The following is a 1,159-nucleotide window of genomic DNA, read 5'->3' on the forward strand; positions in this document are numbered from 1 at the left end:
AAACTATAAATTAATCGTTTACGTTCACATTAATTTTTATAAATTATGCTCTTTTCTTTATACCATTTACCGGAGCATACCTCTATTGTAACAAACCAGCACTATCATATTATCTGCTGACTCCTAATGTTACAAAAACCTATATATTGGAATAGTTTATAAGAAGAATTTTTACTTTTTTCTTCAATAGCTTTCTCCACACACTAGCCTCGTTTGACGAAACAGCTTTGATTATATTGGAATAAAAGTTCCGTAGTACTACAAAATGCAACTACAATAGCTGTTATCTCGTGAATACAAAGAAAAACTATCGTTCAAAAAATTCTCTAGGATTATAAATTTATCTATTATTACAACACTTCAATTGAAAAATATTAATGCTTAATCAGACGGCCCTAAAAACCCATATGAAGCTAAAAAAAGAATTTAGCTTACTCATTATTGTAAGGAAGACGTATTTTCATTTATTTAAAATTGAGTATTTCTAACAAATAATGCAATCACTCTCTAAGCTTTATGAAAAACTCTAACTTGATTTTCTATTACACATAAATCACTTATTGTGACTTTATATTCATAAAATTCCTACTCTTTTGAAGAAATCACCTCTATAGCATATTACATAAAACTTTTTACTTATCTTATCCTATAATTCACATTAAAAAATATAACACAACGAGTTATGAAAAATGACCCTTGTTAAAATCACTCGATGTTTCTAAGGACGCAAAGAATTAAGTGCTGCATTTAATCCTTTAAATGGTACAGTAAAAGAAAATACCTTTCCCTCTTTAAGCTTATAAGAAATACGTACTTTATTGTTCTGCTCTATTTGTTTAGCAAAAACTGGCCCTACAGGTGATTGTGCCAAACAAACCGTTTCATTACATCGCGTATAATGAATAAGAATAGGTTTTTTATAACCTTTCACAAACATTTGAATCGGAACATTTATATCAGAATTTGGCAATGTTCGAAAAAGCATCACTGCTTGACCATTTGTCGTAGAAACAAGAGACCAACTAAAAATAGTATTTCCTTCCTGATCATGAACAGTCTGTGTTACATTACATATACCTTGCTTGAGCTTTTGTTTTTCATCACAAATCAAAGTCCAGTCATAAAACTGCATAATAATTCGGCGTGTTTCACCAGGTTC

The 1,159-nt window shown here is 29.9% G+C and carries 1 protein-coding gene; it reads right to left on the minus strand.

Annotated features, from left to right (window positions below; translation table 11 throughout):
• Positions 1–718 precede the first annotated feature (718 nt).
• On the minus strand, positions 719–1,159 hold a 441-nt coding region (locus tag ACFIO3_RS13445; RefSeq protein WP_375704623.1), incomplete at its 5' end, for an invasion associated locus B family protein.

The sequence above is a fragment of the Bartonella sp. AD328YNZD genome (genome assembly GCF_042196425.1).